At 43.8% G+C, this 7,634-nt stretch carries 7 protein-coding genes; 2 read left to right on the top strand and 5 right to left on the bottom strand.

Annotated features, from left to right (window positions below; genetic code table 11):
* Positions 1–159: 159 nt before the first annotated feature.
* Positions 160–882 carry an FKBP-type peptidyl-prolyl cis-trans isomerase gene (locus tag JO154_RS00385; protein WP_291940874.1) on the bottom strand — a complete coding sequence of 241 codons (723 nt, stop codon included), beginning with the start codon at positions 880–882 and terminating at the stop codon, positions 160–162.
* 101 nt (positions 883–983) lie between these two features.
* On the opposite strand from JO154_RS00385, the gene JO154_RS00380 reads away from it, so the two are divergent.
* Positions 984–2,177 carry an acyloxyacyl hydrolase gene (locus JO154_RS00380; protein WP_291940871.1) on the top strand — a complete coding sequence of 398 codons (1,194 nt, stop codon included), beginning with the start codon at positions 984–986 and terminating at the stop codon, positions 2,175–2,177.
* Positions 2,178–2,226: 49 nt separating this feature from the next.
* On the opposite strand, the gene JO154_RS00375 is transcribed toward JO154_RS00380, so the two are convergent.
* The 4 genes from JO154_RS00375 to JO154_RS00360 all read right to left on the bottom strand — a co-directional run bounded on the left by JO154_RS00375 (position 2,227) and on the right by JO154_RS00360 (position 6,066).
* Positions 2,227–4,113, bottom strand: coding sequence for a CocE/NonD family hydrolase (locus JO154_RS00375; RefSeq protein WP_291940869.1), 1,887 nt, complete (start codon positions 4,111–4,113; stop codon positions 2,227–2,229).
* A gap of 79 nt (positions 4,114–4,192) precedes the next feature.
* Positions 4,193–4,549 (bottom strand): MmcQ/YjbR family DNA-binding protein, encoded by a 357-nt coding sequence (locus tag JO154_RS00370; RefSeq protein ID WP_291940866.1) that lies wholly within the window; start codon positions 4,547–4,549, stop codon positions 4,193–4,195.
* A 68-nt stretch (positions 4,550–4,617) separates the two neighbouring features.
* A complete protein-coding gene (locus JO154_RS00365) occupies positions 4,618–5,508 on the bottom strand; it encodes a hypothetical protein (protein ID WP_291940863.1) in 891 nt (296 codons plus the stop codon).
* Positions 5,509–5,553: 45 nt separating this feature from the next.
* Positions 5,554–6,066 (bottom strand): hypothetical protein, encoded by a 513-nt coding sequence (locus JO154_RS00360; RefSeq protein WP_291940861.1) that lies wholly within the window; start codon positions 6,064–6,066, stop codon positions 5,554–5,556.
* 189 nt (positions 6,067–6,255) lie between these two features.
* Between JO154_RS00360 and JO154_RS00355 the strand changes: the two genes are divergently transcribed.
* Positions 6,256–7,509: an ectonucleotide pyrophosphatase/phosphodiesterase gene (locus JO154_RS00355; protein ID WP_291940860.1), complete on the top strand. Its 1,254-nt coding sequence runs from the start codon at positions 6,256–6,258 to the stop codon at positions 7,507–7,509.
* The last annotated feature ends 125 nt before the right edge of the window (positions 7,510–7,634 follow it).

The following is a 7,634-nucleotide window of genomic DNA, read 5'->3' as shown; positions in this document are numbered from 1 at the left end:
GCCTGGTGTTGCAGGTTAGCTTTAAAAATTACAGATAGTGTTTTTCCTTTAGGCATATTATTAAAAACGAAAAACACCCCTGATCGGTTTGACCAACCATAAAAAAGAAGAGGGTGCCTTTTGAGACACCCTCTTTCTTTTTGTAATTATGTAGGGAGATTACTTTACAATTTCCAGCAATTCCACATCAAAAACCAGCGCGCTGCCTGGGCCAATTTTCGGACCAGCCTGACGATCGCCGTAAGCCAGATCAGCAGGGATAAACAGTCTCCATTTAGAGCCCACAGGCATCATCAGCAGAGCTTCTGTCCAACCTTTGATAACACCGCTAACAGGGAAGGAGATTGGCTCGCCTCTGTCTACAGAACTATCGAATACAGTACCATCGATTAATGTACCGTGGTAATGTGTTTTTACTTTATCATTCAAGGTAGGTTTATCACCATTACCTTCTTTCAAAATCTGGTATTGTAAACCGCTAGGCAGCGTCACTACACCAGGTTTCTTCTTATTCTCTGCCAGGAAGTGTTCACCGGCTGCTTTGTTTTTAGCAGATTTTTCTGCTTTCAGTTGCTGCAGGTAATTACTGATACTCATATTTGCTTGTTCATTTGTTATTAACTGAGGATTCTTTTTCAGCACATCATTGATGGCTTTACTCAGGACAGCTACATTGACATTGGCCATGTCCTGCGCCTGGATATTTTCAGCGATACTAATGCCTATACCATAGCTAACGCTGTCGAGTCGGGTTTTCAGGATGGAATTCGCCGCAGGTTTAGCAGTAGCTTTGGCCGCATGCTTAGCGGCAGGCTTTGTTTGACTGAAACCTTGTACAGACAATACTCCCAGTGCTCCCAGGAAGATGTATTTCTTTAGCATAATGTTGATTATAACCTTTATGTTTTAAGGGATATGCTTGCAAGTTAAGCAAATCCAACAAAAACATCCGGCCAATTGTTGAAGCGATTAGTATAGGGATTATGAAATATATAACTGTTATTAGTTACCTGCTTTTGCTGGCCATATCTGTACAAGGGCAGGATACAACCGACTTATGGCAGAAAGCAAAAAAAGATCCCAACCTGGGAAGCCATAAGTACCTGGAATTAAAATTACATGCGGGCGAACATTTATATACTGCTGGAGAGCTGGGAGGCGCTCTGGCTCATGGTTATAAGTCGCTGGAAGTTCGTCTGGGGTGGCAATCCTCTGGCCGTGAGAACTGGCAGCGGGTATTTAATTGCCCCAGTTATGGGGTAGGATTTTATACGGGGAATATTGGTGATCCAAGTGAATTAGGCTATCCCAGCGGGGTATACGGATTTATCTATGCGCCATTCTACAGAAGTAAGAAACATTACTTCGTGCTAGGTCTGTCGCTGGGCTTCACTTATGATCTGGCGCCATTTGATTCCCTTAAAAATCCCAATAATGATGCGATCGGCTCCAAAGTGAATGCCTATTTCAATGGAGACATTGGCGGGGTATGGGAAGTCTCTAAAACATTAGATTTCGTATATGGGATAGACGTTACTCACTTTTCAAATGGGCGTATGTATATGCCCAACCTAGGTTTGAATATGCTGGGTGTTAATGTGGGGCTACGCTATCATTACAATTCTATTGCCCGGATTGTCCGAACGCAGATTGATAAAGACTATGTTGCCTCCCGACGGCCTACCTGTGTCTTTAAGCCTATTAATCCTGTTACACACTACCATCAGTTGAGTGCTTACTTGGCAGTAGGCTCGGTGCAATTAAGCAAAAAGGATAGTGTGAATGCCTCTTATGGCACCGTTTCCCTGGTGTTGGACTACACATATCGGTATAGCAATTTTGGGAGTCTATCAGCGGGTGTAGATGGATTTTATGATGGTAGCTTGGGCTGGATATATCGGAAAACATATGGTTCCGATACCCCCTTCGATCGTATGTTACTGGGAGTACATGCTGGGCATAGTATCCATATCAAGGATATTGAAATCGTAACCCAGGGTGGAACCTATCTTTTAAGGCGTGATCATTACAAAGGAGATTGGTTCCTCCGTATCGCCTTCCGATATAATATCCAGAAGTACGGATTTGTGCAGATAGGTCTGAAAACCCTCGACGGTGGGGTGGCAGACTGGATCGAGTGGGGAGGTGGCGGGAGATACCGCTTTGGCTATAAATAACAATCGTCCACCCATTGGCGGACGATTGCTACATGTCTTTGTAAATATATTATTTCACGATAGGCAGTACAACACTGGAAGGATGTGCTGCATCGTGGTAGATACGGATATTCGCTTTCTGGAAATCTTTCGCATCGGCCTGGTAAATATCCATGAACTGTTGTGGGTTACGATCAACCAGCGGGAACCAACTGCTCTGTACCTGTACCATGATACGATGGCCTTTCTTGAATGTATGTGCTACATCTGGCATCGTGAACTTCACAGCGGAAGGTTGATTAGGCACAAATGCTTCTGGTTTCTCAAAACTGTTGCGGAATTTACCACGCATTACCTCTCCACGTATCAGCATCTGGTAACCACCCATTGGATAAGTAGAGGACGGTATTCTGCCATGTTCACTAGGAGCATCATCTTCATAACGGAAATCATCTGGGAAGACATCGATTACTTTCACGATAAAATCAGCATCGGTACCACTGGTGCTAGCAATGAGATCAGCCACCAACGGACCTGCGAGGGTAATGTCTTGATCCAGGACAGGTGTCTGGAATACTACTACATCCGGACGGCGACTAGCAAAACGCTGATCATCTGTCATGTAACTGATGGTACGAGTGAAATGCACATCTTCTGTATAAGGAACTGGTTTGGCAGGATCACTCACATATTCGCTGAAACTATTAGCAGCAGTAGGTTTGGTGAAAGCTAAACCACCATCTGGTTGGAGGTAGATATTCTTTTCTTGCATATCAGCCGGAGGCCATACTGGGAGTTTTCTCCATTCGTTTTCGCCAGTAAAGAAGATGGTAGCTTCTGCAATATCTGCTGCAGTACCTTTTCCTTTCAGGTAATAGTTGAAGAATGGAACTTCTACATTCTCTGCATACCAGTCAGATGTATTACTACCGAAACGTACATTGCCCAGGTGGGTGCCATTTTTGGAAGCCCACTGACCATGGTACCAAGGACCCATTACAATACGGTTGTTAGTGCCCTTGCTTTGTTTTTCAATAGCTTTATAAGTATTCCATGCACCGAAACAATCTTCTGCATCAAATACACCGCCTACTTCCAGCATCGCAGGTTTTACGTCTGTCAGGAAATTACGCACGTTGCGCGCTTTCCAATAATCATCATAAGTAGGGTGGGCGTACATTTCATGCCAGAACTTCACGCTGTCGCCGACGATTTTAGCGAAGTTTTTCAGCGGACCAGTTTCCAGGTAGAATTTGTAGTTATCGCGGTTAGGGAATTTATATCCTGCCGGTCCTTTAGTGGTAGGAGCGGGATGTGGATGATCAAATGAAGTGTAGAACGGAAACGCATCTGCGATAAAGAAAGCGCCATTGTGGTGAAAGTCGTCTCCCATAAACCAATCCGTAACAGGAGCCTGTGGACTTACCGCTTTCAACGCAGGATGGTTGCTTAAAGCGCCCATAGTAGAGTAGAAGCCAGGGTAAGAGATACCGAATTGACCTACATTTCCGTTATTGCCAGCAACATTTTTCACCAGCCAGTCAACCGTATCATAAGTATCGGTAGACTCATCAATATCCTTCTTCCCTTTTTTAGGATTAAAAGGACGAACGTTTACGAACTGGCCTTCACTCATCCAACAGCCACGAACATCCTGTACCACCATGATATAACCCTCATGGAGATAGCGGTTGTACTGTTTGGCGTAATAAGCAGAAAACTTCGTTTCGCCATAAGGAGAGCAGGAGTACGGTGTGCGGGTCATCAAGATCGGATGTTTTTCTGACTGATCTTTTGGAATATAGATCGCAGTAAACAGTTTTACACCATCACGCATAGGAATAGTGACTTCCTTTTTCGTGTAGTGTTCATACATCCAGAGAGAGTCCTGGTTGATCGCTTTGGTGATAACCGGTAAAAATAGTGCGGCATAGGCCAGCAGCAGCCATTTTCTCATAAACAGTTTAGTTTTTTAAGACGGCGTAAAGTAATAAAAAGCTGGCTTATTACCGGTGGAAAAAAGGATATATGGCAAATCACTGCTGTGATAACAGCGTTTCCCGCACCTTTTTAGGAAGGCTGCTTACCACCAGGTCATAGGATGCCTTGGTCCATTCCAAGATAAGTTTATTGGAGATACCGGATGCCATACTTACTGAGTTCCAGTGCTTTTTGTTCATATGATACCCCGGAGTAACCCCTTCATAACGCTCTCGCAATTCCACGGCTTCCTCCGGATCACATTTCAGGTTAACAAATTCAAATAACTCAAGATCTGTCAGGGCGAAGATCTTCCCCATCACTTTAAACACAAGGGTGGTTTCGCCAAAAGGAAATTCTTCTGTAACACCAGGAAGAGAGAGACAGTATTCTCTGAATTTTTCTATGTCCATAAAATGCCAATGCTGAAATTCCCTCACAAGTTAAGGAAATTCCAGCATCGGATAACTTTGGCAAACCCTTATTGCTGCTGATAATAAAATTGGATATTGTACTTTTTTCTTACAGGCTTTTCCTGGTCGTTCAACTCATACCTGATATAAGATTGCTCCAACGGAAGCTGTGTTACTGGATCATAGCGGTAACTGCACGACACCGTTTCGCTGGCGGTACTGGAAAGACTTCCGGAATAGGAATCTGTTACCGTACGCTTGGTCATATTATTGGCCGCATCTGCAAACAGAATATTCTGGTTGAAAGTGGCCATCGCTATACCCGGATAATCCCGGCACAGTGGCGAAAACGGGTTCGGATTACTATCGTACTCCTGTTCTGTGATCACCTGATGACTGGTATATTGATTTTCCTCTTCAGTCTGAAAATAATCATACGAAGTATGCCTATGTGGGTTGGCATTCCGATATTGAATCGCATCGTACGTCAGATATGCCTTGTTGTTATAAACGACCGTGTCCATATTGCCAATTTGGATAGGTTTACCTGCCTCATTGGTAAAGAAACGCAGGGTATCGGTCAACACGCCGGCGGCGGCCCTCCTGGAAAGGGAATAACACGTAAATCCTGTAGGATGATAGTAAACAGAATCAATTTCCATCAACTCATCTCCCCAATACTCCAATACTTTCTCCACTTTATCCTTTGGACCGTACACGTATTTGTTATGCGCATCCCATCTCCCCGTAATATCATCATAGAACCATATCTCCGCCAGTTTCCCTTTTGCATTATAGATAATACTGTCTGCCAACTTTCCATTAATGGTTACTTTATGTAACAATATCATTCGTTTGTGGATAATGGGTTTATCTTGACGTATCAGTGCTGCGGAAATCAGCAACATGGCTAATACAGCAGTGGCTAATAGCAGGAATCGGGATCGGACCGTTTTCATAGGTAAAGTGTTCAATAGATAGGTAAATGTGGAACGATAGTCAATCTATTTTTTGATGACAGAAATAATAATGCGGGAATACCTGGCATAGCTGATTTCTACTTCCTGGCCAGCACGGAACCCTTCCAGTTGCCCACGCATCCAGTAAAACAGTCGCTTACGGCCTGTTTCCAGCTTTACGGAAAGATTGGTTTGAGTGTCGTTGTTCTCTACATAAACTGCATCCAGTGGCGCCTGTATCAATCCTTTTTGTAATGTTATCAGGTCTTTCTTAATCGACCAGTAGCGTATATCCGTCACTTTGATAAGGGCAAACATCAGCGCAATTACAAAGCTGAGCAGCCATACCCAGAACCAGATGTTGGTGTAGGAAAGCTTCGACTGGTCCGCATCACTTTGAGCGTTATGCGTGTACAAATAAAGTTGCGGTACAATGGCCGCCAAAAACAGGAGGGTAACACCTACCAGGAAAAATTTCGTCAGTTGTTGTTTGTTCTTCTTAAGGGCTTCCTGCAACAGGAAGTTCTCCTCCGTTGTCATAAAGGTGTAATCAGACATGGTATATATGGTTTTTCAGATGTGCTAATATATACAAAAAATATCAATTATTAAAATTTACATATGTGTGTTGCGCTCAATCGATTAGCGGTTTTTACTCCAAATGGCCAGAAAGTAAATATTACCTAATTTGCGGACTGCTTATAGGATTCATCTGTTTATTCCCCCTTCACCATTAAAACAACAATTTTGAAACGGTTATTTATTGTTATCGCCGCGGCTTTATTCGTCAGTTTGAACATACAGGCGCAGGATACCACACAACAGATTGTAGAAGGACGTACCAACAGTGCCTCTAATCAAACCAGACCCTATGTTATTCTGATTTCTATTGATGGTTTTCGTTTTGATTATGTAGAGAAATACGGCGCTGAAAACCTCCAACGCCTCTCTGATAGCGGCGTACGAGCATTAGCCATGCAACCTTCTTTTCCTTCCCTTACATTCCCTAATCACTATTCCATTGTTACAGGACTCTATCCTGCCCATCATGGCCTGGTAGACAACCATTTCTGGGATCGTAAACGTAAAGAAGCCTATAAAGTAGGTAATACAGATGCAGTAACCGACGGCAGTTGGTACGGCGGCGTACCATTGTGGGTATTGGCAGAGAAACAGAAAATGGTGACTGCTAGTTATTTCTGGGTAGGTTCCGAAGCTGCTATTCAAAATGTTCGCCCTACTTACTACTTCAAATACCAAGAAAAAACCGGTATCGACACACGTATTCAACAAGTGACCGATTGGTTGAAATTACCGGAAGAAAAACGCCCTCACCTCATTACTTTCTACTTCCCTGAAGTGGACCATGCAGGGCACCATTACGGACCAGAGAGCGACAGCGTACGTCAGGCGGTGAAATTCGTGGATGCTGCTATTGGTAAGATGGTGGCAGAAGTAAATAAATTGAATATGCCAGTAAGCTTCGTGATCGTTTCTGATCATGGTATGTTGAAAGTGGATACAGAACATGCTATCCCGCTGCCTGCCGATACCCTGCTGAGCAGCCTGAAAGTACTGCCTGGTGGAGAAAAAACAATGTATTATGGCGATAAAGAAGAGGATATCGGGAAAGCCTACGAATACTTGAAACAACACGAAAATCATTATACTGCTTACCTGAAACAGGAAACACCTGTTCGCTGGCACTATGGTCAGGAAGATATCTATAACCGCATTGGAGATATCATCCTGGTAGCTGAACCTGGCTATGCATTCCAAACCAGCTCCCGCAAACCGCCATTGGGTCATCATGGATACGATAACAACCTCACCGAAATGAATGCCATCTTCATGGCGTGGGGCCCTGCATTCAAGGCCCATCAACGCCTGGCTACTTTCGAGAACGTAAACGTATATCCAATGGTAGCCTACATCCTGGGCCTCAATATCACCCAACCTATTGATGGAAAACTGGAAGTACTGGAAAGTATCCTGAAATAAAACATTGCTGAACGTCGTCCCTGCCCAGCGGGCAGGGACGACGAAAAAACAAAAAGGCATTGACGCAGACGTCAATGCCTTTTTTATTGATACAGCCTTCCTTTTTTATACCCCAAGAAATTATA

It is taken from the genome of Chitinophaga sp. (genome assembly GCF_019236475.1).
In the GTDB taxonomy this organism is placed as follows: Bacteria; Bacteroidota; Bacteroidia; order Chitinophagales; family Chitinophagaceae; genus Chitinophaga.
The sequence above is the reverse complement of the archived record's forward strand: the minus strand, read 5'-3'. Positions and strand labels throughout refer to the sequence as shown.